This is a genomic window from Vibrio nigripulchritudo ATCC 27043, from assembly GCF_000222685.1.
In the GTDB taxonomy this organism is placed as follows: Bacteria; Pseudomonadota; Gammaproteobacteria; order Enterobacterales; family Vibrionaceae; genus Vibrio; species Vibrio nigripulchritudo.
Map to the genome: position 1 here is coordinate 168,108 of NZ_AFWJ01000112.1, position 25,444 is coordinate 193,551.

The 25,444-nt window shown below is 45.0% G+C and carries 22 protein-coding genes and 2 tRNA genes; 18 read left to right on the plus strand and 6 right to left on the minus strand.

Annotated elements, in window-relative coordinates:
* Positions 1-20: 20 nt before the first annotated feature.
* Entirely contained in the window at positions 21-1,313 is a 1,293-nt protein-coding gene (shyC, locus tag RH89_RS11225; protein WP_004401938.1) for a peptidoglycan DD-endopeptidase ShyC, read from the minus strand.
* 130 nt (positions 1,314-1,443) lie between these two features.
* Here shyC and tyrS point away from each other — a divergent pair, with 130 nt between their 5' ends.
* Positions 1,444-2,631 (plus strand): tyrosine--tRNA ligase, encoded by a 1,188-nt coding sequence (tyrS, locus tag RH89_RS11230; RefSeq protein ID WP_004401939.1) that lies wholly within the window; start codon positions 1,444-1,446, stop codon positions 2,629-2,631.
* Positions 2,632-2,691: 60 nt separating this feature from the next.
* Here tyrS and RH89_RS11235 read toward each other — a convergent pair whose 3' ends face one another.
* Positions 2,692-3,096, minus strand: a complete 405-nt coding sequence (locus tag RH89_RS11235; RefSeq protein WP_004401940.1) for a YbaN family protein — start codon at positions 3,094-3,096, stop codon at positions 2,692-2,694.
* 479 nt (positions 3,097-3,575) lie between these two features.
* On the opposite strand from RH89_RS11235, the gene RH89_RS11240 reads away from it, so the two are divergent.
* A complete protein-coding gene (locus tag RH89_RS11240; protein ID WP_004401942.1) occupies positions 3,576-4,403 on the plus strand; it encodes a magnesium transporter in 828 nt (275 codons plus the stop codon).
* Here RH89_RS11240 and dacB read toward each other — a convergent pair.
* Together dacB and RH89_RS11250 are read right to left on the minus strand one after the other, a co-directional pair.
* Positions 4,378-5,772 (minus strand): serine-type D-Ala-D-Ala carboxypeptidase, encoded by a 1,395-nt coding sequence (gene dacB / locus RH89_RS11245; RefSeq protein WP_004401944.1) that lies wholly within the window; start codon positions 5,770-5,772, stop codon positions 4,378-4,380. The genes RH89_RS11240 and dacB overlap by 26 nt on opposite strands.
* A 108-nt stretch (positions 5,773-5,880) precedes the next feature.
* The gene (locus RH89_RS11250; protein ID WP_004401945.1) at positions 5,881-6,903 is read right to left on the minus strand and encodes a porin; all 1,023 of its coding nucleotides are present in this window, start codon (positions 6,901-6,903) and stop codon (positions 5,881-5,883) included.
* Between the two features lie 531 nt (positions 6,904-7,434).
* Between RH89_RS11250 and greA the strand changes: the two genes are divergently transcribed.
* A complete protein-coding gene (greA, locus tag RH89_RS11255; RefSeq protein ID WP_004401946.1) occupies positions 7,435-7,908 on the plus strand; it encodes a transcription elongation factor GreA in 474 nt (157 codons plus the stop codon).
* 90 nt (positions 7,909-7,998) lie between these two features.
* Here greA and yhbY read toward each other — a convergent pair whose 3' ends face one another.
* Positions 7,999-8,295 carry a ribosome assembly RNA-binding protein YhbY gene (yhbY, locus tag RH89_RS11260; protein ID WP_004401947.1) on the minus strand — a complete coding sequence of 99 codons (297 nt, stop codon included), beginning with the start codon at positions 8,293-8,295 and terminating at the stop codon, positions 7,999-8,001.
* Positions 8,296-8,419: 124 nt separating this feature from the next.
* On the opposite strand from yhbY, the gene rlmE reads away from it, so the two are divergent.
* From rlmE to nlpI, 15 genes are all read left to right on the plus strand, one after another.
* On the plus strand, positions 8,420-9,049 hold the full coding sequence (gene rlmE / locus RH89_RS11265; protein ID WP_004401948.1) for a 23S rRNA (uridine(2552)-2'-O)-methyltransferase RlmE: 630 nt from the start codon (positions 8,420-8,422) through the stop codon (positions 9,047-9,049).
* 105 nt (positions 9,050-9,154) lie between these two features.
* Entirely contained in the window at positions 9,155-11,098 is a 1,944-nt protein-coding gene (gene ftsH, locus RH89_RS11270) for an ATP-dependent zinc metalloprotease FtsH (RefSeq protein WP_004401949.1), read from the plus strand.
* Between the two features lie 57 nt (positions 11,099-11,155).
* On the plus strand, positions 11,156-11,986 hold the full coding sequence (gene folP, locus RH89_RS11275) for a dihydropteroate synthase (protein ID WP_004401950.1): 831 nt from the start codon (positions 11,156-11,158) through the stop codon (positions 11,984-11,986).
* Positions 11,987-12,001: 15 nt separating this feature from the next.
* A complete protein-coding gene (gene glmM, locus RH89_RS11280; protein ID WP_086027434.1) occupies positions 12,002-13,342 on the plus strand; it encodes a phosphoglucosamine mutase in 1,341 nt (446 codons plus the stop codon).
* Positions 13,343-13,612: 270 nt separating this feature from the next.
* The gene (secG, locus tag RH89_RS11285; protein ID WP_004401952.1) at positions 13,613-13,957 is read left to right on the plus strand and encodes a preprotein translocase subunit SecG; all 345 of its coding nucleotides are present in this window, start codon (positions 13,613-13,615) and stop codon (positions 13,955-13,957) included.
* 9 nt (positions 13,958-13,966) lie between these two features.
* Positions 13,967-14,050: transfer RNA gene (locus RH89_RS11290), tRNA-Leu, on the plus strand.
* Between the two features lie 55 nt (positions 14,051-14,105).
* Positions 14,106-14,182 (plus strand) — tRNA-Met (locus RH89_RS11295).
* A 235-nt stretch (positions 14,183-14,417) separates the two neighbouring features.
* Positions 14,418-14,873: a ribosome maturation factor RimP gene (gene rimP / locus RH89_RS11300; RefSeq protein WP_004401953.1), complete on the plus strand. Its 456-nt coding sequence runs from the start codon at positions 14,418-14,420 to the stop codon at positions 14,871-14,873.
* 18 nt (positions 14,874-14,891) lie between these two features.
* Positions 14,892-16,379, plus strand: a complete 1,488-nt coding sequence (gene nusA, locus RH89_RS11305) for a transcription termination factor NusA (RefSeq protein WP_004401954.1) — start codon at positions 14,892-14,894, stop codon at positions 16,377-16,379.
* A gap of 21 nt (positions 16,380-16,400) precedes the next feature.
* Entirely contained in the window at positions 16,401-19,109 is a 2,709-nt protein-coding gene (gene infB / locus RH89_RS11310; RefSeq protein WP_004401955.1) for a translation initiation factor IF-2, read from the plus strand.
* A gap of 100 nt (positions 19,110-19,209) precedes the next feature.
* Positions 19,210-19,605: a 30S ribosome-binding factor RbfA gene (gene rbfA, locus RH89_RS11315; protein WP_004401956.1), complete on the plus strand. Its 396-nt coding sequence runs from the start codon at positions 19,210-19,212 to the stop codon at positions 19,603-19,605.
* Entirely contained in the window at positions 19,605-20,549 is a 945-nt protein-coding gene (gene truB / locus RH89_RS11320) for a tRNA pseudouridine(55) synthase TruB (protein ID WP_004401957.1), read from the plus strand. The genes rbfA and truB overlap by 1 nt, the downstream gene beginning before the upstream one ends.
* 176 nt (positions 20,550-20,725) lie before the next feature.
* Positions 20,726-20,995 carry a 30S ribosomal protein S15 gene (gene rpsO, locus RH89_RS11325; protein WP_004401958.1) on the plus strand — a complete coding sequence of 90 codons (270 nt, stop codon included), beginning with the start codon at positions 20,726-20,728 and terminating at the stop codon, positions 20,993-20,995.
* 271 nt (positions 20,996-21,266) lie between these two features.
* Positions 21,267-23,390 carry a polyribonucleotide nucleotidyltransferase gene (pnp, locus tag RH89_RS11330; RefSeq protein WP_004401960.1) on the plus strand — a complete coding sequence of 708 codons (2,124 nt, stop codon included), beginning with the start codon at positions 21,267-21,269 and terminating at the stop codon, positions 23,388-23,390.
* Positions 23,391-23,575: 185 nt separating this feature from the next.
* Positions 23,576-24,457: a lipoprotein NlpI gene (gene nlpI / locus RH89_RS11335; protein WP_038145606.1), complete on the plus strand. Its 882-nt coding sequence runs from the start codon at positions 23,576-23,578 to the stop codon at positions 24,455-24,457.
* A gap of 101 nt (positions 24,458-24,558) precedes the next feature.
* Here the strand turns inward: nlpI and suhB are convergent, their stop codons facing one another.
* Entirely contained in the window at positions 24,559-25,362 is an 804-nt protein-coding gene (gene suhB / locus RH89_RS11340) for an inositol-1-monophosphatase (RefSeq protein ID WP_004401962.1), read from the minus strand.
* Positions 25,363-25,444: the final 82 nt, after the last annotated feature.

A 25,444-nucleotide genomic window follows, 5' to 3' on the forward strand; every position in this document is an offset into this window, starting at 1 on the left:
TTTTTATTGATGTCAGAAAACTAGCTTTCTATTGGCTGCAACAACACTTTGTACTTTTCTAGCTGCTCTAATCTGATTTTCGAGTTAGCAACAAAGGTTTGCTTGGCTTTTCCCTTTAACGATTTCGCTTCCGGTAGTTTCACTGTTCTTGGGTTTTTATGAACACCGTTAACCAAAAATTCGTAATGCAGGTGAGGGCCCGTTACACGACCAGTTCCGCCTAATGTTCCCACCGTTTGTCCCTGTTTTACCCGCTGACCAGTTTTAACAGAGCGCTTTTTCAGGTGAAGGTATTTTGTAATGTAAGTGCTGCTGTGTCTGATGAAAACATAGTTACCGTTGAATTTGTTGTAACCAGCCTTTTCAACAATGCCGTCACCCGCCGCCCAAATTGGCGTTCCAACAGGGGCCACATAGTCGGTGCCTCGGTGCGGTCTGACGCGCCCCGTTACTGGATGAAGTCGTCTTGGGTTAAAGTTGGAACTCACGTATCGGAAGTTAACAGGGGAGCGCAAGAATGCCTTTTTCATGGCTCGCCCATCTTGGTCATAGTAGTTACCGGTTTTCTTGTCGCGAATGGCTTTAAAGGTGTCCCCCTGGTTGGTAAAAATAGCGGCTATGATATTGCCACGACCAACCTTTTCACCTTCTACAACCTTTTCTTCGTATAGAACCTGGAAGTTGTCGCCTTTGCGAATATCCAGAGCGAAGTCGATATCCCAACCAAAGATCCCAGCCAGTTCCATTATCTGATTGGCATTTAATCCTGCTGTGACACCAGCATTCCAAAAGTTAGAGGTAATTTCGGCTTCGGCATAGTTGTATTGAACATTTACCTCTTTCTTTTTCAGTTGAGAGGTATAGCGATCATCTGCACGGGTAATACTGAAGGTTTCGAAGGCATTTAGCTGCCGATTCAAATGAATCAGCTCATTATTTTCGTCAAAGCCGAATTTTAGCGTATCACCAGGTCTTAACCGGGAGAGCTGCTGATTTATTTCTTTGTTGCTACTGATGAGGTTATGCAGCAAACGTGGAGACAATCCGATGCGGTTAAACAGAATTGCAGCACTTTCTCCGGAGCCTACTTTATGTGTTTCCCAGCGAATAAGAGAAAGGGTTTTAGGTTCGTAGCTCGGGCTGAGATTTGTACCATCTATATCAATGGAATAAACCTTTCCAACTTCTAGGGTTTGATCATTGGGTCTGAGCTCTTTGGCGTCTGGAAGAAGAAACACTGCGCCAAACACTATCGCAGAAAAGAAGGCAATCCATACTCGATGCAGCAGAGAAAGACGTGCGAATTTAGACATCGGAATCCATTTATTGGGTTAATGATATAAAAAAGACAATTACTGAGTCTAACTGGTTTCAAAACTGAGCGCTATTCAAGTAAGATGGCGGAATATCAAATTTTTGCCAAATCTGTGGGAGTGAACAAGAATGGCGAGTATTGAAGCAGCACTGGCTGAAATAAAGCGTGGTGTAGAAGAGCTGATTCCTGAAGAAGAATTGATTGAAAAGCTAAAAGAAGGGCGTCCTTTACGCATCAAGCTAGGGGCAGATCCAACTGCGCCGGATATCCACCTTGGTCACACCGTTATTTTTAACAAGCTTCGTACATTCCAGGATCTTGGTCATGAAGTCACTTTCCTTATCGGTGATTTCACTGCGATGGTGGGTGACCCAACAGGAAAAAACAACACACGTCCTCCTTTGAGCCGCGAAGATGTTCTGCGTAACGCAGAAACTTACAAAGAGCAGGTTTTCAAAATTCTTGACCCAGCAAAAACAAAGATTCAGTTTAACTCTGAGTGGTTATCTGAGCTGGGTGCTGAAGGTATGATCCGCCTGGCTTCGAACCAGACGGTTGCACGTATGCTAGAGCGTGACGATTTTAAAAAGCGTTATGCTGGTGGTCAGCCAATTGCGATTCATGAATTTATGTACCCACTTCTTCAAGGTTGGGATTCCGTAGCAATGGAAACAGATGTTGAGCTAGGTGGTACTGATCAGAAGTTTAACCTTTTGATGGGACGTGAACTTCAGAAATCGAGCGGTCAGAAGCCACAAGCTGTGTTGATGATGCCATTGCTTGTTGGTTTAGACGGCGAGAAGAAAATGTCTAAATCTGCCAACAACTACATTGGTATTAGTGAGTCACCAAGTGAAATGTTTGGCAAGATCATGTCCATTTCTGATGATCTGATGTGGAACTACTACGAGCTATTGTCATTCCGTCCACTGGGTGAAATTGAGCAGTTTAAGACTGACATTGCTAATGGCAAAAACCCACGTGATGTGAAGATCTTGCTTGCGAAAGAGATCATCGCACGCTTCCATACTGAAGCTGATGCCGATGCAGCCGAGCAAGAGTTCATCAACCGCTTCCAAAAAGGAGCGATGCCAGACGAAATGCCTGAATTCGAATTCGATGCAGGTCTGCCAATTGCGAACCTTTTAAAAGAAGCCGGTTTGGTAAATTCGACTTCTGATGCGATGCGAATGATTAAGCAGGGCGCAGCGAAAATTGACGGTGAAAAAGTTGCGGACAACAAGCTGGTACCAGAAGCAGGCACAGCGATTTATCAAGTCGGTAAGCGTAAATTCGCTCGTGTAACATTGAAATAAAAACAAAAAAACCTGGCAAATGCCAGGTTTTTTAATGCCACTATTTCAGGAGTTCGTGCGTCACTCCGGCACGTAACTCTTGAACCTCAATATAAACCAAGTCTCGAATATCAGCAGGGATATGATCCCATACTGCCAATGCGTTCCCCACGCGAGAAAATAGAGCACGGCACCCATCGAAAGCCATATCAAAATTAAGGACTGAATTTTCTCAGCTTTGGTCAGCCCCTGCTTATTCTTCAGTCTGTTGGCGATAGGACCTAAGTATTTGTTGTTGAGTAACCAGGTCTGGAATTTTTCCGATGTTGCACCAAAACAATAAAGAGTGACCAGTAAAAACGGGACGGTTGGAAGTAATGGCACGAATACCCCAATAAAGGCAAGAGCAACAGTTAGCCAGCCTAGTGTGATAAGGAAAATGCGCTTTCCATTTGAAATTGATGTATTGCTTTGCACTTTTTCCATTGGGTTAAGATCAGCCTGAGGTCAGTTAAAGTTACAATCCCTATTATAGGACATTCGCAATAGGGACAGCCATTCTAGATTTGCACTTAATGAGAATCAATATCAATACGGAGTACTATTGATCAATCAGTTATAACAGTCTCATTGAAGTAGATTATATCCTTGATATTGTTTGATTATTTTACTGATAAATTTACTTTTTATTGAGCTTGATACGCAAAACATTGTGCTAGAATTTTTCGGCTGCATAAAGCAGCTTTCAGGAGTTTATTTATGAACAATGCCGACCATCCTCCAAGTAGCCAAAGAGAAAAATAACCTTCCGGCATTGAAACATCTAATGTCTTGTCGGAGTGGCAGGGTATTAGCTTCTATATTTTCCTTCTAAATACTCATGAGAACCAGACATCTGAGCTGGCATGGTCGATCACATTTTGCGTTTGGGAAACACAAACGTAAAGCTAATCGGGAGATTCGCTATGACCTTTATTCAAGCCCCACACTTTTCAGATGCAGAAATCAGTGCTGCATACGTCGCCTTTCTTCAATACGAACAAGCGCAACAAGTTCATCTGCTTACGGTAATGCCGATAGAGGAGGCTGTTTGCGTGCTGGCAATGTGCCCAATTAGACACGTTCATATCTTATTGCAAAAGTTGGAAGAAAAAGGAGACGACTTACGAGCAAGGCACTATGCAATGCAACTTGGGTTAATCCGCTCGGAAGCAGAAACGACCAAAGGGTATTTAAGTACAGGTGTTTTTGAGCATTTCAGGCAGAGAGTTGGGTGGATATTGGCGTTAGCACTGCTTGGCATCGTTTCTGGGCTAATCATTGCGCAGTATGAGGATACATTGAGCCAATTGGTATTGCTAGCAGTGTACATGCCAGTGATTGCCGCGGCTGGCGGAAACACGGGCTCTCAGGCGGCGACATTAGTGATTCGTGCTTTAGCGACGAAAGAGCTTAAGAAAAGGCAGTGGCTTAGTGTGATGTGGAAAGAGAGCCGAATTGCTGTAATGTTGGCTGTGGTTGTTGTCGCGGTTATTGCTTTGAGAATACTTCTTTTCAACGGTACAGGAAGTGATTCTGATTATGATCTCCATTTGATTGCGACGGCTATTGCCACCGCGCTCTTTATACAAATCACCCTATCGACAACGTTAGGTGGCGTGCTACCGATACTTGCGCGAGTATGCAAATTAGACCCTGCAGTATTAGTTAGCCCGGTACTTGCCTCAATTGTCGATATTTCTGGTATCTGGATCTATTTTACTGTCGTTAATCACTTTTTAGGGTTGAGTTAACCAAGTCCTTATAGAATTGTTTTTCAAAGTGAAAAATAGGGGCTATGACTTTTGGAGCATCGTCTTTCTTAACAGGGTGATAGTCGGTAATAAATTGAACAAACAGCGATTGGGGTTTGTTATTTTCATCCAATACAAACCCCGCCATATTGTAGCTTCCGTATAGAGAACCGCTTTTCGCTGCAAGCCTGCCTTCAATAGGGGGCTTTCTCATGCTTTGGCGGTATTTCAACGTACCAGACTGACCGGATATTGGAAGCAACTCGATCAGCCCTAATTTCACATCATACTTCCAGATGTACCTTAGAATATTTTCCATATCTGAGCTGGTGAGTCGGTTGTTGCGCGACAACCCAGAACCATCTTCTAGCTTCGCATGTTCAAGATCGATACCTGCTCGGGTAAACAAGATCTGTTTTATCGCTTCTGTGCCATTAGAAAAGCTACCGGGTTGATGGTAAAAACGTGCGCCAAGCGTTTTCGTGAGGTTGTCAGCGATTAAGTTATCAGACTTTCTCAGCATTATAGTCAGCAGTTCAGGTAAAGGAGCAGACTGGTGAGTCGCAACGATAATGCCTTTTGATACGACATTATCTGCGTAAATCTTCCCACTAACCTGAATGTCATTCTCTGCAAGAATACGCTTAATAATTGCCGAAACGTAAAGAGTGGTGTCCTGAACGGCAAATTTCAGGGGAAGTGGTTTACTTCGCTCTTGCATGCAGCCTGATAAGTGGTATTGGTTTCCTTCCGATGTCAGAAGTTCTAAATCACAGCGTTTGGATTTCTGCGCCATTTTACTGAGGCTCAAAGCATCGGTGGTCACTTTAATAGGCTGGTGGGCTGGAACAAATACAGATGTAGCCTGATTTGGTTTGGATGAAATAGATGCCTGTACACAGTTGTTGTCTAAAGTAATTGCGCTTGCAGGGGCGCTGTAGCAAACCCCCAGTATATCCCAAGGCCATCCCACCGCACGTTCGTACCCTCTGAATGCACTGTTATCCAATATAACGTTTTCTAACCGATTAATGCCTTGTGCTTTTAGGTTAGTGATAAGTGCAGTTAGATGCCCGGTTTTCAGCTCAGGATCACCGCTAAAGCGAATAACCAGATTCTTCTCCTGTATTTCGAGATGTGTCTCGAAACGGAAATCATCCCCTAATTCCAGCTTGGCTGCCAATGCTGTCGCAACTTTTAAAGTGCTGGCTGGCGGGAAAAATTGTTCACTGACTAAATCGATGGAGTGATTCCCCATACTGTCAGACACTAGCAAAGTGTGTCTTGAACCATAAGGTAACGAGTCTAACGGTGCATAAGCAAAAGAGGGAAGAGCCAGAAGAGAAAGCAGAGTGATCAAAGTTCGCATAATATGAGTTCAGAGGTGCATATCGATGTTCAGTGTAGCAAAGAATAGATGAAAAAAAACGCCCACCAATGGCGAGCGCTTTTCTATAAAACTTAGCTGAAAGCTAAATTAGAAGTCGTAACGTAGACCAAGAACAGCTTCGTTCTGTGCACCTAGCTTACCAACTTTGTCTGAATCTAGCAGATTGAAGTTGTAAGATACGTATGAACGGAAGTTATCGTTGAAGAAGTAAGTTGCGTCAACAGCGATGTTGTCTTTTTCTACTTCTGAATCAGAGTTAGCAGCGTTTGATTTGTTGTTCAAACGGTTGTAAGTCGTAGTGAACTTAGCCTGACCCATAGTGTAAGCCGCTGCTAGTTCGTAACCGTCGCCTTTAGAACCGTTGTTCGCACCGTCTTCTTGGTTGTCGATGTTGGTGTAAAGACCTGCTACGTAGAATGCGTCAAACTCGTAAGAAGCACCTAGCATGAACTCTTTAACAGACTTAGTTGCAGACTCGTCTTGAGCTGCGTAAGCCGCAGTTACACGAGCACCAGTTTCACCGATGTTGTAGATACCAGACAGAGCGTAACCGCCGTTGTTGTCTTTCTCGTTTTTGTCAGTAGAAGTGTTAGCAGTCGCTGAACCAAACGTGTAGTTTGCACGCGCTTCGAAGTCACCGAAAGTACCAGCGTATGCTACAGAGCGATCTGGACGGTCTGCTGCGTTTACTTTAGGAGCAGCAGTGTTACCGTGGTAAGCCATGATATCTGTGAAGTCAGTTACTGCTTGCAGAGAACCTTTAACAGTACCAAAAGTTACTTCACCGAAGTTACCGCCGATACCAGCAAAAGCGTAACGGTGTTCAATGGTGTCTTCTTTAAGACCATTGTGACCGCTTTCGTTGTATGCTTTGAACTCACCTTCGTAGAAGCCTAGACCGTATAGCTCGTCAGTGATCTCAGTTTTGCCTAGGAAGTTTAGACGTACACGAGATTTGTCTTCTACTTTGTTGTCTTTAAGAGATAGACGCGCTTCAACACGACCACCCATTTCAAGAGAAGCGTTGTCGTTTTTCGCGATTTCAGCAGCAGTAGCGCCAGTAGTGCTAGCAGCTGCAGCCACAGCTAGAGCAATCAGTTTTTTGTTCATTGCTTTCTAAGTCCTAATTTTAGTCCGTAAATATAAGCAGATAGGTTATTCCCTGCCCACTTAGGGATGCGTTTGATATCAGCAGCTAACTGCGTGATCTCATTCGCATTTATAAGGTGAGGAAGTTGTACCCCTAAAGTTCAGCTAGCCGTTAGTAAAATGATATAAAATGAAATAGTGAACATTGTTTTTTAGGTTTTTGATATTAATCCGCCTATTAGAAACAATGAGTTAATGATTTTTTTGATTTTTTTCTCAATTATTTTTTTTATATTTTTTTATATGAATTATGTTTGGGTGAGGTTTGATTTATAAGTTTGGTGATTGAATTCAATGTATTTAATCGGACAATTCTAGGAATTGTGACTCCCAACTTTTGAAAGACGTGACCTCGTGAAAAAGTTTGATTACACTAAATTGAAATGTGAACCAATTTGCCCCGCCTCCAACTCACTCGATGAGCAGGAGTGGGGTTTTGTTGTCTGAGGATGCTGGTGAAATGAATCAGCCAGTTATCTGTAGAGGTATAAAATGGAAAAAGTTCCAATGACTGCTCAAGGCGAGCAGAAGTTACGTGAAGAATTGGAAACGTTGATGAAGCGTCGTCCATTGATTTCTGAAGCGATTGCAGAAGCTCGTGAGCTTGGTGATTTAAAAGAAAACGCAGAATACCATGCCGCTCGTGAAGAGCAGGGTATTTGCGAAGCGCAGATTCGTGATATTGAATACAAGCTTTCTGTTGCTCAGGTTATCGATGTAACCAAAATGGAAAATACGGGCAAAGTAATTTTTGGTACTACAGTCACCTTGATTGATGTGGATACTGACCAAGAGAGCACATATCAAATTGTAGGTGATGACGAGGCTGACATTAAAGCGGGCAAAATTTCAGTAAGCTCGCCTATTGCTCGTGGTCTAATTGGTAAGATGGAAGGCGATGAAGTCACCATTACCACACCTGGTGGCATCAAAGATTACGACATCGAAAAAGTTGAGTATATTTAAGACTTACTCATCTTAATATCAAAAAAGGTCGCTCCAGCGACCTTTTTTGATGGAAGTAAACAAGTACTTCAAATGAGTAAGATAGCTTTCTTACTTACGAGGAATTTCAATCTTACGTTCCTCAGACTGGCGATAAAGAACCAACATCTTACCGATAGTTTGTACTTTTTCTGCCTTCGTTTCACGTACGATAGCGTCAATAATCAGGTTCTTTGTTTCTCTGTCTTCTGAAGCTACTTTCACTTTGATCAGTTCGTGGTGATCCAGTGCCAGTTCAATTTCAGCCAGTACTGCTTCGGTCAATCCATTGGCGCCCATAAGTACCACAGGTTTCAATCTGTGAGCCAGGCCTTTCAAATACTGCTTTTGTTTGGTGCTTAGGTTCATTGTGCGCCCAATTTTGTTTACTATAAGGGTTGAAAACCGCCATTTTAACGCCATCTATCCCAGAAGACTATAATTTCTACCATACTTCACTTGGTAGAAGGTCATTCAAGCAATTAGGAATCGAATGAGTAAACAGAAACACTCAGCCAGCTCTGGTCGCTGGTTGAAAGAGCACTTCGATGATAAATATGTCAATGAAGCAAAGAAGAAAGGCTACCGTTCACGTGCTATCTTCAAAATTGAAGAGATTCAAGAAAAAGATAAGTTACTGAAACCTGGAATGACCGTAGTAGACCTTGGCGCTGCACCAGGTGGTTGGTCTCAATACGCTGCGAAATTCGTAGGAGAAGAAGGGCAAGTCATTGCTTGTGACATTTTACCTATGGATTCGATCGCGGGAGTGGCGTTTCTGCAAGGTGATTTTCGAGAAGATGCGGTACTTGAAGCACTTCTAGAACGAATTCAGCCAGATATGGTTGATGTAGTGATGTCAGATATGGCACCAAACATGGCCGGCAACCAGTCCGTTGACCAGCCAAGAGCGATGTATCTGGTTGAACTGGCATTGGATATGTGTCGACAAGTTCTAGCTCCTAATGGTAGTTTCGTGGTTAAGGTATTCCAGGGCGAAGGCTTTGATCAATACGTTAAAGATGTACGAGACATGTTTAAGACCGTAAAAATAAGAAAGCCAGACTCTTCCAGAGCACGTTCTCGGGAAGTCTATATTGTAGCGACTGGTTACAAAGGCTAGCTTACGTTTACAAAGAGCAATTTAACACTATAGCTACAGCGTATAAACTGTAGTACCCTACCTTTAATTACAATTAGTTATCGAGAGGCTGACACCTTGAGTGACATGGCAAAAAATTTAATTTTGTGGCTAGTAATCGCCGTAGTCTTGATGTCGGTATTCCAGAGTTTTGGACCGGGAGAAAACAGCGGCAGAACAGTGGATTACACCACATTTGTACAGGAAGTTGGCCAAGGCCAGATTCGAGAAGCTCAATTTAAAGACAGAGAAATCACGTATTACCGTCGTGACAACACTCGTTATGTAACATACATGCCTGTGTATGACAGCAAGCTACTTGATGATCTGATCAATAAAAACGTTAAAGTCGTTGGTACACCACCTGAAGAACAAAGCCTGCTTGGCACTATCTTCATTTCCTGGTTCCCAATGATCTTACTGATTGGTGTGTGGATTTTCTTCATGCGTCAAATGCAAGGCGGTGGCGGTAAAGGCGCCATGTCTTTCGGTAAGAGTAAAGCTCGTATGATGAGCGAAGAGCAAATCAAGACGACGTTTGCTGACGTTGCAGGTTGTGACGAAGCAAAAGAAGACGTTAAAGAGCTGGTAGATTACCTTCGCGATCCAAGTCGATTCCAAAAGCTGGGTGGTAAAATTCCAACCGGTGTATTGATGGTGGGTCCACCTGGTACTGGTAAAACCTTGCTTGCTAAAGCGATTGCTGGTGAAGCAAAAGTACCTTTCTTTACTATTTCAGGTTCTGACTTCGTAGAAATGTTCGTGGGTGTTGGTGCATCTCGTGTACGTGACATGTTCGAACAAGCGAAAAAAGCCGCACCTTGTATCATCTTCATTGATGAAATTGATGCAGTAGGTCGTCAGCGTGGTGCCGGTGTAGGTGGTGGTCACGATGAGCGTGAGCAGACTCTTAACCAAATGCTGGTTGAAATGGATGGCTTCGAAGGTAACGAAGGTATCATCGTTATCGCAGCGACTAACCGCCCAGACGTATTAGACCCAGCGCTTCTTCGCCCTGGTCGTTTTGACCGTCAGGTTGTTGTTGGTCTTCCAGATGTTCGTGGTCGTGAGCAAATTCTTAAAGTTCACATGCGTAAAGTTCCGCTTGCTGGTGACGTTGAGCCATCTTTGATTGCTCGTGGTACACCTGGTTTCTCTGGTGCTGACCTGGCAAACCTTGTTAACGAAGCGGCTCTGTTTGCTGCTCGTGGTAACAAGCGCAACGTTTCCATGGTTGAATTTGAACTGGCGAAAGACAAAATCATGATGGGTGCAGAGCGCCGTTCTATGGTGATGTCGGAAGATATCAAAGAATCAACGGCATACCACGAAGCGGGTCACGCTATTGTTGGTCGCTTGGTTCCAGAGCATGATCCTGTTTACAAGGTATCTATCATTCCACGTGGTCGTGCGCTGGGTGTGACGATGTACCTGCCTGAAAACGACCGTGTGAGTATGTCTCGACAACATCTTGAGTCAATGATCTCCAGTCTTTACGGTGGTCGTCTGGCTGAAGAACTTATCTATGGTTCAGAGCATGTATCTACGGGGGCATCAAATGATATCGAACGTGCAACCGATATTGCTCGTAAGATGGTGACCCAATGGGGCTTCTCTGAAAAACTTGGTCCTCTTCTGTATGCAGAAGACGAAGGTGAAGTGTTCCTTGGTCGTAGCGTAACGCAAACCAAGCACGTTTCTGATGACACCGCTAAGTTAATTGATGACGAAGTTCGTAGCATCATTGACCGCAACTACGATCGTGCAAGAGAAATCCTAGAAGCAAACATGGATATCATGCACACGATGAAAGATGCGTTAATGAAATACGAGACCATTGATGCGGGTCAAATTGATGACCTGATGGAGCGTAAAGAAGACGTTCGTGAGCCAGCAGGCTGGGGCGATCAGACTCGTGCTCAAGAAGAGTCAAACAACGCAAAAAATGCACAACCAAAAACAGAAGAGAAAGATTCAGACGATAAGCCGTCAGTATCTTCTGATGATGGCGCAGACAAAAACGTTGAATAAAATCAGTTAAATTCAAACCCCGAGGAAACTCGGGGTTTTTCTATTTCTAGCAGCATCATGTTTTTACATTCAAATAAAAAAACACTCAGCCTATCTACTCCTCAGGTCATGGGGATCCTCAATGTCACGCCTGATTCATTTTCTGATGGTGGAAAGTTCAATCATATTGACCATGCTTTAGAGCAAGCGCACTCAATGATTCAGGCTGGTGCCAGCATCATTGATATCGGCGGTGAATCAACACGACCAGGGGCTCCAGAAGTATCACTTCAAGAAGAGCTCAACCGAGTCATCCCTGTCATAACCGCATTACGCGCCGAGTCAGACGTATGGATTTCAATTGATACCAGTAAAGCTGAAGTGATGAAACAGGCCGTCGAGGCAGGGGCAGATATCATTAATGATGTTCGAGCTCTACAAGAGCCGGGTGCCATTGAAGTTGCCGCAGGTGCGGGTGTTCCTGTATGTCTGATGCATATGCAAGGTCAGCCAAGAACAATGCAAAGCAACCCTAAGTATCAGGATGTTTTACTTGAGGTTGGCGAATTTTTGAATGAGCGTGTTACCGCTTGTGAAAAAGCCGGAATTAAAAAAGAACAACTGATTCTCGATCCTGGCTTTGGTTTTGGCAAAACCTTAGCGCACAATTATCATTTGCTGGCAAATTTGGAAAAATTCCACCAGTTTGGCATACCACTACTTGCTGGAATGTCCCGTAAGTCGATGATTTTTAAAATACTGGAGAAGCAACCCGCTGAATGTGTTGTCGGCAGCGTTACCTGCGCCAGTATTGCGGCTTTAAAAGGAGCACAGATCATACGTGTACATGATGTGCCTGAAACCGTTGAAGCCATGAAAATTATTAATAAAATTTGCGAAAATCAATAACAATTACTAGGAAACATTATGTCTAAGAGACGTTATTTTGGTACCGATGGTGTACGTGGAAAAGTTGGACAGTACCCTATCACTCCCGATTTTGTGTTAAAGCTTGGCTGGGCTGCTGGACGTGTACTTGCTAAACAAGGTACAAAGAAAGTCATTATTGGTAAAGACACCCGTATCTCTGGGTACATGCTGGAATCAGCTCTTGAGGCAGGCTTGGCTGCTGCTGGCTTGAAAGCTACCTTTACTGGACCAATGCCTACACCTGCCGTCGCATACCTTACGCAAACTTTTCGTGCGGAAGCGGGAATTGTGATTTCAGCATCGCATAACCCTTACTATGACAACGGCATTAAGTTCTTCTCTTCAGAGGGCACAAAACTTCCTGACGATATTGAACTTGCTATCGAAGCCGAACTTGATAAGGACATCGAGTGCGTAGAGTCTGCGCAGCTTGGTAAAGCATCTCGACTTAACGATGCAGCTGGTCGATATATTGAGTTCTGTAAGAGCACTTTTCCTAACAAGCTAAGCCTTGCTGGAATGAAGATCGTTGTCGATTGTGCGCACGGCGCAACATACCACATTGCTCCTAGCGTATTTAAAGAGTTGGGTGCTGACGTTATCGCTATGGGTGTGGAACCAAATGGCACGAACATCAACGATGAAGTCGGTGCGACTGATGTTCGAGCGCTGCAAAAGCGCGTTGTAGAAGAGCAAGCAAACCTAGGCTTGGCCTTTGATGGCGACGGCGATCGCATCATCATGGTTGACGAGCTTGGCAACAAAGTAGATGGCGACCAAATTGCCTACATCATTGCTCGAGATGCGCTGCGTCGCGGTGAACTGAAAGGTGGTGTAGTCGGCACTCTGATGACCAACCTAGGTATGGAGAATGGGCTAAAGCAATTAGGTATCCCATTTGTACGTGCAGCAGTTGGTGATCGTTATGTTATGGAACAACTGCTTGAAAAAGGCTGGAAGATCGGTGCTGAAAACTCCGGTCATGTCATCCTATTGGATAAAGTTACAACCGGTGATGCTATTGTTGCAGCTCTTCAGGTTCTGGCTTCTGTTGTTGGCAGCGAGATGTCATTGAACGAACTGTCGCAAGGAATGACACTCTATCCACAGGTGCTTGAAAATGTTCGATTTAGCGGTGATTCGAACCCGCTCGACGCTCAGGCTGTAAAGGATGCAGTGGCAATTGTTGAAAGCAAACTTGGCGAAAAAGGTCGAGTACTCTTAAGAAAATCAGGTACCGAACCTCTGCTACGTGTAATGGTTGAAGGTGAAGATGCTGAGTTGGTTCAGCAATCTGCGCTTGATATAGCTGAAGCAGTAAAAGCAAACTGCTGAGTATAATAACGGGGAGCAAAGAGTGTTGCTTTGCTCTTTATATAGTGGGTTATTTGTCTAAATGTATTGAAAGGTGCTTTTTTTAGCGCTTTGCTAATATTTTGACCACTTAACCCCTAAGCTTTACAATTTAGTGAATTTTTACTTGTCAGCGTTATAGGCATTCGATAGTATTGCTCCGCCTTCGAAAGGGAGGTGCGCTAGCCTTGTCTCTGTAACCCGGTTCAGTACGACGGCGCTGGCTCAACAATTTGGAACATAGGTGGAAGAATGTTTACAGTTCTACTTGTGATTTACCTGTTGGCAGCGATTGGTGTTATTGGCCTAGTGTTGATTCAACAAGGTAAAGGCGCAGATATGGGAGCTTCGTTCGGAGCTGGTGCTTCAAACACAGTGTTTGGCGCGAGTGGCTCAGGAAATTTCCTAACCCGAACAACTGCAATTTTTGCAATCGTATTTTTTATCGTTAGCTTGGTTCTTGGTCGTATGTCTACAAACAGCGGCGAAACAGAAAGCATTCTAGCGAACCCAAGTCAGGCTGCATCAACTATTGAGCAACCGGCTGATGTAACGAGTGAAATTCCTGCCGGAAACGGCGACGAAATTCCTCAATAAAGAATTTATGCCGAGATGGTGAAATTGGTAGACACGCTAGCATGAGGTGCTAGTGCCTTAGGTGTGAGGGTTCGAGTCCCTCTCTCGGCACCATGATTCTACAAACTTGTAAAATACTGCCTTGGGCGTATAATGCTCAGCAGTCGGACGCGGGGTGGAGCAGCTTGGTAGCTCGTCGGGCTCATAACCCGAAGGTCGTCGGTTCAAATCCGGCCCCCGCAACCAAATTTCACATGAATAGGTAGTGAATTTAGGTTGCAAGTTTGTGCGGTATAACCTAACCGCAAGCTGAACAAAATAATGTTCAGTTATATCAGGGTCCAGCAACAAAAACCCCGACTAATCGGGGTTTTTTGTTATTTGTATTTTGTGTTGTGCAAAATATGAGTAATGTTCGGGCTATTTGATAGGGCTATTAGCCCTTTTTTTGTTTCTAGAGTGGTTATCTAAAGGTGAGATCATGACGGGTTTAGAAAGACAACTGACTGAAATGCTAGATGCGCCAGTGGCTGCTTCTGGTTATGAGTTAGTTGGATTGGAGTTCATCCGTGCAGGTGAGCATTCAACATTGCGTATTTACATCGATCACGAGAATGGCATCAATGTCGATGACTGTGCAGAAGTAAGTCATCAGGTAAGTGCGGTATTGGATGTTGAAGATCCAATCTCTGTTGCCTACAACCTAGAAGTATCTTCGCCTGGATTAGAGCGACCACTGTTTAAAGCAGAACACTATCAACAGTTTATTGGTCACGAGGTCAGCCTTGTCTTGAAAATGGCTATGGGCAACCGTCGTAAATGGAAGGGTGTGATTGAGGGCGTAGAAGGCGAAACGATCACAATCACAGTGGATGGTGCGAAAGAAGAGTTTGCTCTAAGCAACATTTCCAAAGCTAACCTGATCCCTAAGTTTTAAGTCTTAAGAGGCTAGAGAATGAACAGAGAAATTTTAGCGGTAGTAGAAGCTGTTTCTAACGAAAAGGCGGTTCCTCGTGAGCGTATTTTTGAAGCGCTGGAAATCGCGTTAGCCACAGCTACTAAAAAGAAATACGAAATCGAAATCGATGTTCGTGTTGCGATCGATCGCAAAACAGGTGATTTCGACACTTACCGCCGCTGGTTGGTTGTAGAAGAAGTAGAAAGCCCAACAAAAGAAATTTCACTAGAAGCTGCACAATACGATGATGAAGAAATCGAATTAGGTGGCTTTATCGAAGACGATATCGAATCCGTCACTTTTGACCGAATCACTACACAAACCGCTAAGCAAGTTATCGTACAGAAAGTACGTGAAGCTGAGCGTGCGCAAATCGTTGAGCAATTCATTGACAACGAAGGTGATCTAATCACTGGTGCAGTTAAAAAAGTAAACCGCGACACCGTCGTATTGGATCTTGGTAATAACGCTGAAGCTGTGATTCTACGTGACGACCAACTTCCTCGTGAAAACTTCCGCCCAGGTGACCGTGTACGTGGTCTTCTTTACAAAGTGGCGCCGGAAGCACGTGGTTTCCAATTGTTTGTCACTCGTTCTAAGCCAGAAATGTTGTCTGAGCTATTCCGAGTGGAAGTGCCAGAAATTGCAGAAGAGTTAATTGAGCTAAAAGGCGCAGCGCGCGATCCTGGCTCACGTGCAAAAATCGCAGTGAAAACTAACGACAAACGTATCGACCCTGTTGGTGCTTGTGTTGGTATGCGTGGTGCACGTGTTCAGGCTGTATCTGGCGAATTAGGTGGTGAGCGAATCGATATCGTACTGTGGGACGACAATCCTGCTCAATTCGTTATCAACGCAATGGCTCCTGCTGATGTGGCTTCCATCATTGTTGATGAAGATGCACATGCAATGGACATTGCGGTTGAAGCCGATAACCTTGCACAAGCTATCGGTCGTAACGGTCAGAACGTACGTCTGGCTTCTCAACTAACAGGTTGGGAACTGAACGTAATGACAGTTGCAGATCTAGAGAAGAAGCATCAGGAAGAATCTGGTGCGGCTATCGAAAACTTCATGAAGTACCTGGACATCGAGCAGGACTTTGCAGAGCTTCTGGTTGAAGAAGGTTTCTCAACGCTTGAAGAAGTGGCGTACGTTCCAGTTAACGAACTGCTTGAAGTTGACGGTCTGAACGAAGAAATCGTAGAAGAGCTTCGTCAGCGTGCGAAAGATGCATTGACGACCATTGCATTGGCACAAGAAGAATCATTTGACGGCCTGGAGCCGGCAGAAGACCTGCTCGCACTTGAAGGTCTGGAACGCGAAATGGCGTTCAAACTCGCAGCTAAAGGTGTGGTTACACTCGAAGACCTCGCTGACCAGGGCACTGATGAAATAGAAGGCATTGAAGGTTTAACAGAAGAGCGTGCTGGTGAGCTAATTATGGCTGCACGTAACATCTGTTGGTTTGGCGACGAAGAATAATTTCAGCAAGGAGGAAGTGGCATGACAGAATTAACGGTTAAAGCACTGAGTGATGAGATTGGTACGCCAGTTGACCGCTTGATTGAGCAACTTGCTGATGCTGGGATGAAAAAAGCGGGCACAGATACCGTATCTGACGATGAGAAGCAAAAGCTTCTCACTCATTTGAAAAAAGAGCATGGTGATACCTCAGGGGAATCCGAGCCTACGCGCTTGACTCTCCAGCGTAAGACTCGCAGCACTTTAAGTGTGAATGCGGGCGGCGGTAAGAGTAAAAATGTTCAAGTAGAGGTGCGTAAGAAGCGCACGTACGTAAAACGCAGTGCAATCGACGAAGAAGCTAAGCGAGAAGCTGAGGAAGCAGCAAAACGTGAAGCTGAAGAGCTAGCGAAGCGTGAAGCGGAAGAGCTAGCTAAACGTGAAGCTGCAGAGAAAGCACAACGCGAAGCTGAAGAGAAAGCCAAACGAGAAGCTGAGGAAGCAGCTAAACGTGAAGCGGAAGAAAAAGCCAAGCGCGTACAAGCTGATAAGGCTAAGAAAGAAATGAACACAAAGAGTGCGGAATTAAGTTCGCAGGCAAAACAAGAAGCTGATGAGCTAAAACGCCGTCAGGAACAAGAAGCACAGCGTAAAGCAGAAGCTGAAGCGGCTAAACTGGTTGAAGAAGCCCGTAAGCTAGCTGAAGAGAATGCAGCTCGTTGGTCAGAAGCTGAAAAGAAAGAGAAATCAATGGAAGAGGGTGACTACCACGTTACTACTTCTACATTTGCTCGCGAAGCTGAAGATGCAGCTGACCAAAGCGAAGAGAAAGCTCCTCGTCGTCGTAAGAAGAAAGCTTCTACCAACAACGATGATCGTGGTAATAACCGCAATGGTGGCAATCGCAACCAACGTGGTGGTCGTGGTGGTAAGAAAGGTAAGCTGGCTAAGCCAACTTCCATGCAGCATGGCTTCGATAAGAGTGCTTCTGTTGCTAAATCTGACGTTGTCATCGGTGAGACGATTGTTGTTTCTGAACTGGCGAGCAAGATGTCAGTGAAAGCAACTGAAGTTATCAAAGTGATGATGAAGATGGGTGCAATGGCAACCATCAACCAGGTAATCGACCAAGAAACTGCACAGCTAGTTGCAGAAGAAATGGGTCACAAAGTTATCCTGCGCAAAGAAAACGAATTGGAAGAAGCAGTACTGTCTGATCGTGACAATAACGCTGAAGCGGTTCCTCGTGCTCCAGTTGTTACTATCATGGGTCACGTTGACCACGGTAAAACTTCGACACTTGACTACATCCGTAAAGCACACGTTGCTTCAGGTGAAGCGGGCGGTATTACCCAGCACATCGGTGCATACCACGTTGAAACTGAAAACGGCATGATCACTTTCCTTGATACTCCTGGACACGCCGCGTTTACCGCAATGCGTGCTCGTGGTGCTCAAGCGACAGATATCGTTGTTCTTGTTGTAGCAGCAGACGATGGCGTAATGCCACAGACGATCGAAGCGATTCAGCACGCGAAAGCGGCGGAAGTACCTCTGATTGTTGCTGTGAACAAGATCGATAAAGAAGACGCAAACCCAGACAACGTGAAAAACGAGCTGGCACAGTACGACGTTATCCCAGAAGAGTGGGGCGGTGAGAACATGTTCGTTCACATCTCTGCGAAACAGGGTACTAACATCGAAGGTCTTCTAGAAACCATTCTTCTGCAATCTGAAGTTCTTGAACTGACAGCGGTTGAAGAAGGCATGGCGTCTGGCGTAGTCGTAGAATCTCGTCTGGATAAAGGTCGTGGTCCTGTTGCGACTGTACTGGTTCAGTCTGGTACGCTAAACAAAGGCGATATCGTACTTTGTGGTCAGGAATACGGTCGTGTTCGTGCAATGCGCGATGAGAACGGTCAAGAGATCTCAACGGCAGGTCCTTCTATCCCAGTAGAAATCTTGGGTCTGTCTGGTGTTCCTGCATCTGGTGACGAAGCAACAGTGGTACGTGATGAGCGTAAAGCACGTGAAGTAGCGAACTACCGTCAAGGTAAATTCCGTGAAGTTAAACTGGCTCGTCAACAGAAAGCGAAGCTGGAGAACATGTTTGCGAACATGTCTGCGGGTGAAGTGGCTGAGCTTAACGTTGTTCTTAAAGCTGACGTACAGGGCTCTGTAGAAGCTATCGCAGATTCTCTACGTAAACTTTCTACTGACGAAGTGAAAGTGAACATCGTAGGTTCTGGTGTTGGTGGTATTACAGAAACTGACGCAGTACTTGCAGCGGCTTCTAACGCTATCATCCTAGGCTTTAACGTACGTGCTGATGCTTCTGCTCGTCGTACTGTTGAAACTGAAAACCTAGACCTTCGTTACTACTCAATCATTTACCAATTGATTGACGAAGTGAAACAAGCAATGGGCGGTATGCTTGCTCCAGAATTCAAGCAAGAGATCATTGGTCTTGCTGAAGTACGTGACGTGTTTAAGTCGCCGAAACTGGGTGCAATCGCTGGTTGTATGGTTACTGAAGGTCTTATCAAGCGTAACAACCCAATCCGCGTACTACGCGACAACGTAGTAATCTACGAAGGTGAGCTAGAATCTCTACGCCGCTTCAAAGATGACGTTCAAGAAGTTAAGAACGGCTACGAGTGTGGTATCGGCGTTAAGAACTACAACGATGTTCGTGTAGGCGATCAAATCGAAGTATTCGAAATCGTTGAAGTGAAACGTACTCTAGACTAATTGACAAAGTTGCAATGATATCAATCTGATAGATTGCAAAGGTTGTTGAATACACCATGGGGGGCCTTTGCCCCCCATTCTTTCTATAGTGAGAAAAGAAATGTCAAAAGAATTTAGCCGCACGCAGCGCGTGTCGCAGCAACTACAAAAAGAACTGGCGCTCATTTTGCAACGTGAAGTTCGTGATTCACGCATTGGTATGGTGACCATCTCCGACGTTGAAGTGTCTCGTGATCTGGCTTATGCAAAAGTATTTGTGACTTTCCTATGTGTGGGTGAGCAAACCCCAGAAAGCAGCCTTGCAGCGTTGAAAGAACACGAAGTTCAAATTCGTATGATGCTAGGTAAGCGTATTCGTCTTCGCCTGACTCCAGAAGTTCGTTTTACTTACGACAACACACTGGTTGAAGGTATGCGTATGTCCAACCTTGTGAGTGAAGTGGTTAGCAAAGACAAGCAGAAGAAAGAAGATGCAGGTCGTGGAGACGAAGAATAATGGGACGTCGTCGTAAAGGACGTCCGGTTAACGGCGTCGTTCTTCTCGATAAGCCGACGGGCATTTCATCGAACGATGCGCTGCAAAAAGTAAAGCGTATCTATTTCGCTGAAAAGGCTGGGCACACAGGGGCTTTAGATCCGCTAGCAACAGGCATGTTGCCGATTTGTCTGGGCGAAGCGACCAAGTTTTCGCAATTCCTTTTGGATTCAGATAAACGGTATGTGGTGATAGCCAAACTGGGTGAGCGTACCAATACTTCGGATTCAGATGGCGAAGTTGTTGAAACTCGCGATGTGAATGTCACCGAAGAACAGCTTCTTGAATGCATTGAGAAATTCAAAGGCACGACGGACCAAATTCCTTCGATGTTCTCGGCGTTGAAATACCAGGGTCGCCCGCTATACGAGTACGCTCGTGAAGGTATTGAAGTACCTCGTGAATCTCGTAAAATCACAGTCTACTCCATTGAGCTGCTTCGATTTGAAGGCGATGAAGTCGAAATGGAAGTCCACTGCTCTAAAGGGACGTACATTCGAACGATTACCGATGACCTGGGTGAGATGCTCGGTTGCGGAGCACACGTAACGTATCTGCGTCGAACTGGTGTTGCCAATTACCCTTATGAGCGCATGGTAACACTGGAGCAACTGAACGAGCTTCTTGAGCATGCCAACGATCAAGGTTTGCCACCAAAAGAGTTACTTGATGTATTGTTGTTGCCAATGGATACCGCTGTTGAAGGTTTACCAGAGGTCAATCTCAACGCAGAACTGACGCACATGGTTCAGCATGGTCAGCCTGTTCAGGTGTTTGGTGCACCGATCGAAGGTACGGTTCGCATGACAAGTGGTGACGAAAAATTGTTTATTGGCGTAGGTGAAATCGACGATGATGGCAAAGTGGCACCCAAGCGTTTAGTGGTCTTTAGAGACGAAGAGTAACGTCAGAACCCTGCTAAATTGAAACCGAAGCCTTACGCTTCGGTTTTGTTTTTAGAGTTTTAATTCTGTTCGCTTGTGTTTACAAAATACACCCCGTATAATGCGCGCTTCGCGTGTCGGCTGAATCAGAGATTGGCTGGCACAGTTTTAACTTTAACTCTTATTAGGAGAGAATTATGTCTCTGAATGCAGAAACTAAAGCAGCAATCGTTGCTGAATACGCACAATCTGAAGGCGACACTGGTTCACCAGAAGTACAAGTAGCTCTACTGACTGCTTCTATCAACCACCTACAAGGTCACTTCAAAGCGCACAAGCAAGACCACCACAGCCGTCGCGGTCTTCTACGTATGGTTTCTCGTCGTCGTAAGCTTCTAGACTACCTTAAAGGTAAAAACCTAGAGCGTTACCAAGACCTAATCAAACGTCTAGGCCTACGTCGCTAAGATCAGTTTGTTTGAAAAAAGGAGCTTCGGCTCCTTTTTTTGTGCCTACCGAATGGTGTTTAAGACATTTTCCAATAAGTAGTTTATACTACTGCGGATTTGGCTTCTGCCAGTCACACAAAGCAGCTTTACAGTCACCGATGTCGACCATAAAGGTCGCGGCTAATGAAAACAATTCGGGCGAATTCTTTTCATTAGTCGCGATTGGTAAAGCGCTGTTGTGTTTAATTCAAAACAACAACTTTGAAAAACTCAAAGCTAAGGAATTTACGTGAATCCAATCGTAAAAACGTTTCAATACGGTAACCACACCGTAACTATTGAAACTGGTGCTATCGCACGTCAAGCGACAGCAGCAGTTATGGTCAACATGGACGATACAGCGGTATTTGTTTCTGTTGTAGGTAAAAAAGAAGCGGTTGAAGGTCAGGACTTCTTCCCTCTTACAGTAAACTACCAAGAGCGTACCTACGCCGCTGGTAAAATCCCAGGTGGTTTCTTCAAGCGTGAAGGTCGTCCATCTGAAGGCGAAACACTGACAGCTCGTCTTATCGACCGTCCTATCCGTCCTCTATTCCCAGATGCATTCAAAAACGAAGTTCAGGTTATCGCGACTGTTATGTCTGTAAACCCTGATGTTCAGCCAGACATCCCAACTATGATTGGTACTTCTGCTGCACTTGCTATCTCTGGTATCCCGTTCAACGGTCCAATCGGTGCGGCTCGTGTTGGTCATATTGATGGTCAACTTGTGCTAAACCCAAGCAACACAGAACTGGAAAGCTCTAAGCTTGACCTAGTTGTAGCAGGTACTGACAATGCAGTACTAATGGTTGAGTCTGAAGCAGACAACCTGACAGAAGAAGAAATGCTATCTGCGGTTGTTTACGGTCACGATCAACAGCAAGCTGTGATCACAGCAATTAAAGAGTTTGCTGCTGAAGTAGCAACTCCAGCTTGGGAATGGGAAGCGCCTGCAGAAAACACAGAGCTTAAAGCTCGCGTTGCTGAACTGGCTGTTTCTCGTTTCGAAGAAGCGTACCAAATCACTGAAAAAATGGCGCGCTACGAGCAAGTAGGTACTATCAAGAACGAAGTGGTAGAAGCTCTTCTTGCACAAGACGAAGAACTGGATGAGCGCGAAATCCGCGGCATGCTAGGCTCTCTTGAGAAGAATGTTGTACGTAGCCGCATTATTGCGGGTAACCCACGTATCGATGGTCGTGAGAAAGACATGGTTCGTGCACTAGACGTACAAACTGGTGTACTTCCACGTACTCACGGTTCTTCACTATTTACCCGTGGTGAAACTCAGGCGCTGGTAACAGCGACTCTTGGTACACAGCGTGATGCTCAAATCATCGATGAGCTGACGGGTGAGAAGAAAGATCACTTCCTTCTACACTACAATTTCCCTCCATACTGTGTAGGCGAAACAGGCTTCGTTGGTTCTCCTAAGCGTCGTGAAATTGGTCACGGTAAGCTGGCTAAGCGCGGTATCGCTGCGGTAATGCCTTCTGTTGATGAGTTCCCATACACAGTACGTGTTGTATCGGAAATCACGGAATCTAACGGTTCATCTTCAATGGCTTCTGTATGTGGTACGTCTCTGGCACTTATGGATGCTGGTGTACCAATTAAGTCTTCTGTTGCAGGTATTGCAATGGGTCTTGTGAAAGAAGGCGACGACTTCGTAGTTCTTTCCGACATCTTAGGTGACGAAGACCACCTAGGTGACATGGACTTTAAAGTAGCAGGTACTAACGAAGGTATCACTGCGCTACAAATGGATATCAAGATCGAAGGTATCACTAAAGAAATCATGCAAATCGCGCTTAACCAAGCACAAGGTGCGCGTAAGCACATCCTCTCTGTGATGGATCAGGCGATTTCAGGTGCTCGCGAAGATATCTCTGAGTTTGCTCCTCGTATCCACACCATGAAGATCAACGCAGACAAGATCAAAGACGTTATCGGTAAAGGTGGTGCAGTTATCCGTGCTCTGACTGAAGAAACTGGCACAACCATCGAAATCGAAGACGACGGTACAATCAAGATTGCTGCAACTGAAGGTACAGCTGCTAAAGAAGCGATTCGTCGTATCGAAGAGATCACGGCAGAAGTTGAAGTAGGCACCATCTACACAGGTAAAGTGACTCGTATCGTAGACTTCGGTGCATTCGTTGCTGTTCTTGGTGGTAAAGAAGGTCTGGTACACATTTCTCAAATCGCTGACAAGCGTATCGAGAAAGTGGCAGATCACCTTTCTGAAGGTCAGGAAGTGAAGGTTAAGGTACTTGAAATCGATCGCCAAAACCGTATCCGCCTAAGTATGAAAGAAGCAGTTGAAAAAACTGAAGAAGCACCATCAAGTGAGGAGCCAAGCGCGGAATAACGCGTCAAGCATACGCATTTGAATTAAAGCGTGTTATAAAGGGGAGCTAAGGCTCCCCTTTTTGCTATAGGGAACAGGTACAAAGCGTCAAATTTTTCAGTATTGGTTACTATATAACGAGCACTTTTATAACTGCTCAGTATTGACGCGAATTAAGGAGAATCAGTTTGGCAAAATGGTTAAAAATGGTCGGGATTGTATCGGCTCTGGTACTGACAGGGTGTGCATCCAACCAAAACCAGTGGCTATACCCACCCATGGCGGTGCCGCTCCAACCAAGTATTCAGCAGGAAGTGCAGATTGCGCGATTAACTCAGCTTCTGCAAAGACAGGATCTTAAGGAAGAAGTCCGCGCTAAGATGTTTTATGAGCGAGGTAACTACTACGATAGCGTAGGGTTACGCGATCTAGCACGTCTTGATTTTGAGCGCTCTTTAAACATCAATCCACGTCAGCCAGATGTGTATAACCTTCTTGGTGTTTACTTCACTGAAAAACGTGAATTTGACGCCGCTTACGATGCTTTTGATTCCACACTTGAGCTTGACCCAAGCAACCAATACGCAGAAAGAAACCGTGCTATTGCCTTGTACTATGGCTCAAGGTTCGAGTTAGCGTTGGAAGAAATGTCAACGCACTATGACGATGACCCAGAAGATCCGTTTCGAGCGCTGTGGTTGTATCTGATAGAGCGTGAAGTTGATGCTGAAGCAGCGAAAGAAAAACTGATGACTCGCTACGAGCAGAGAAGTGAGCGTTGGGGGTGGTTGATGGTTGCTTTAATGCTAGAGCAAATATCAGAAGAACGGGCTCTTAAGGCAATTGTTAGTGCTACCAACGATAACGAACTGTTATCGCAGCGTTTAACGGAAACCTATTTCTACCTGGCTAAGCGCTACCAGCTTCAGGGAGACTACGGTAACGCTATCTCACTTTACAAACTGGCGCTTTCTTTTAACGTGTACGAGTTTGTAGAACACAGATATTCCTATATGGAACTGGGCAATATCTACAGTGAACTGAAAGCAGAACAAGCCAAGGATTCAACTCAACCCGCAAGTATTTAGATGCAGGCTTCGTAATTCGCAATTTAGGTTGTTCCCCAAATAAAAAACGCCCGGTCACTTCATAGTAACCGGGCGTTTTATTCAGGGTGTGACAGTAAAAATTACTTCAGGATAGCTTCATTACCGTTTTCGCGGATGTGTTTTAGAATTGATTTAACACCGCGTGGGCTAGAGCCAACAATATTGCCTGATTGCATGTAGTTAGTGCCACCAGAGAAGTCCGTAAGAATCGCGCCAGCTTCACGAGCAATCAGCTCACCTGCCGCCATATCCCATGGTTTCAAACCTAACTCAAAGAAGCCGTCTACACGACCAGCAGCTAAGTAGCATAGGTCAAGTGCTGCACTACCAGTGCGGCGGAAGTCTGCACATTCAACAAACAGTGCAGATACAATCTTCATGTAAGATTCAGAGTGCTGCTTTTGCTTGAATGGGAAGCCTGTTGCCAGAACTGCGCCTTGAAGATCTTTCAATTGAGGAACACGGATACGTGCGTTATTGAGTTGTGCGCCTGCACCGCGTTGAGCAGTGAACAGTTCGTTAAGCATTGGGTCGTATACGCACGCCACTTCTGTTTTGCCTTTCATACGAACGGCGATGGAAACAGAGAAGTGTGGTAGACCTTTAACGAAGTTAGTGGTGCCATCCAGTGGGTCGATGATCCATTGTACGTCTTTATCTTTACCTTCGATAAGACCATTTTCTTCAGCAACGATACAGTGCTCAGGGTAAGAGCTTTTGATGGTATCGATGATTAGAGCTTCTGCTTCTTTGTCTACGTTAGTAACAAAGTCATTGCTGCCTTTCTGAGTTGACTCAATTTTGTCAGCGTTTTCTAGTGATTTAGCAATGTGATTGCCTGCTTTTCGCGCAGCGCGAATAGCAATGTTAAGCATTGGATGCATACAAATTTCCCAACGGATGTTAAAGAACGATAAAGCGGCGGGGAGTATATCAGAGTTCCTACAAAAAGGAAGTGGTTATTTT

Coding starts and splice junctions, on each gene's coding strand:
- shyC (WP_004401938.1), bottom strand. CDS start 1,313: ATGTCTAAATTCGCACGTCTTTCTCTGCTGCATCGAGTATGGATTGCC.
- tyrS (WP_004401939.1), top strand. CDS start 1,444: ATGGCGAGTATTGAAGCAGCACTGGCTGAAATAAAGCGTGGTGTAGAA.
- RH89_RS11235 (WP_004401940.1), bottom strand. CDS start 3,096: ATGGAAAAAGTGCAAAGCAATACATCAATTTCAAATGGAAAGCGCATT.
- RH89_RS11240 (WP_004401942.1), top strand. CDS start 3,576: ATGACCTTTATTCAAGCCCCACACTTTTCAGATGCAGAAATCAGTGCT.
- dacB (WP_004401944.1), bottom strand. CDS start 5,772: ATGCGAACTTTGATCACTCTGCTTTCTCTTCTGGCTCTTCCCTCTTTT.
- RH89_RS11250 (WP_004401945.1), bottom strand. CDS start 6,903: ATGAACAAAAAACTGATTGCTCTAGCTGTGGCTGCAGCTGCTAGCACT.
- greA (WP_004401946.1), top strand. CDS start 7,435: ATGGAAAAAGTTCCAATGACTGCTCAAGGCGAGCAGAAGTTACGTGAA.
- yhbY (WP_004401947.1), bottom strand. CDS start 8,295: ATGAACCTAAGCACCAAACAAAAGCAGTATTTGAAAGGCCTGGCTCAC.
- rlmE (WP_004401948.1), top strand. CDS start 8,420: ATGAGTAAACAGAAACACTCAGCCAGCTCTGGTCGCTGGTTGAAAGAG.
- ftsH (WP_004401949.1), top strand. CDS start 9,155: ATGGCAAAAAATTTAATTTTGTGGCTAGTAATCGCCGTAGTCTTGATG.
- folP (WP_004401950.1), top strand. CDS start 11,156: ATGTTTTTACATTCAAATAAAAAAACACTCAGCCTATCTACTCCTCAG.
- secG (WP_004401952.1), top strand. CDS start 13,613: ATGTTTACAGTTCTACTTGTGATTTACCTGTTGGCAGCGATTGGTGTT.
- rimP (WP_004401953.1), top strand. CDS start 14,418: ATGACGGGTTTAGAAAGACAACTGACTGAAATGCTAGATGCGCCAGTG.
- nusA (WP_004401954.1), top strand. CDS start 14,892: ATGAACAGAGAAATTTTAGCGGTAGTAGAAGCTGTTTCTAACGAAAAG.
- infB (WP_004401955.1), top strand. CDS start 16,401: ATGACAGAATTAACGGTTAAAGCACTGAGTGATGAGATTGGTACGCCA.
- rbfA (WP_004401956.1), top strand. CDS start 19,210: ATGTCAAAAGAATTTAGCCGCACGCAGCGCGTGTCGCAGCAACTACAA.
- truB (WP_004401957.1), top strand. CDS start 19,605: ATGGGACGTCGTCGTAAAGGACGTCCGGTTAACGGCGTCGTTCTTCTC.
- rpsO (WP_004401958.1), top strand. CDS start 20,726: ATGTCTCTGAATGCAGAAACTAAAGCAGCAATCGTTGCTGAATACGCA.
- nlpI (WP_038145606.1), top strand. CDS start 23,576: ATGGTCGGGATTGTATCGGCTCTGGTACTGACAGGGTGTGCATCCAAC.
- suhB (WP_004401962.1), bottom strand. CDS start 25,362: ATGCATCCAATGCTTAACATTGCTATTCGCGCTGCGCGAAAAGCAGGC.